Below are 653 nucleotides of genomic sequence, written 5' to 3' on the forward strand. Positions count from 1 at the left end.
GGTCTCAGCCGCATGGGCCGCATGGGCCGCATGGGCCGCGATGATCAGATCGTGGGCGCCGTGACGCCGTCCGATCCGGCGCGAGGCCGCGATGAGTCGACAGGCGACGAACAACCGATCAATCTGACGGCGGTGTGGAAGATACCGACGGCAACGGGCTCGGGCAGTTCGAGTCAGCCTTCACCCGGCGGAATCCGATCAGTCGGCCCGGACCCCGACCACCCTCGAACCCACCCCGCTTCACAGCGATGCAGTCGCCGAGACGGAGGGACTGGAGTACGGAGGATGCAGCAGGGAAGCATTCACCGCCCGCGGCGAGCCGGCCGACACACACTCGATCCGGCATAACAGAGGTAACCACACCGAAGAAATCACCATCCGGTCCGCAGGAGGACGACATCATCACCCCGAGAAAAACAGCAAAAAACGCGCCCGGTATCCAGCCGCCGGCTCTTTGAAGGCCAGTCTCCACATCACTTCCCATCGATTCAGTGTCCAGCTGGCCGATCGGAAGAGTTCGAAGATGGACAGGCTGCTCCTTGTGTCAGCAAAAGCTGCTCCTTGTGTAGGGGTGAACAGGGAGCCCTGCCCGGACGCTGTTCAGCGGATCGGACCGGTCGCGCACTGAAGGGCGGTAAACGCACCGCCGTGCA

The sequence above is a fragment of the Candidatus Protofrankia californiensis genome, from assembly GCF_900634765.1.
Lineage (GTDB): Bacteria > Actinomycetota > Actinomycetes > Frankiales > Frankiaceae > Protofrankia > Protofrankia californiensis.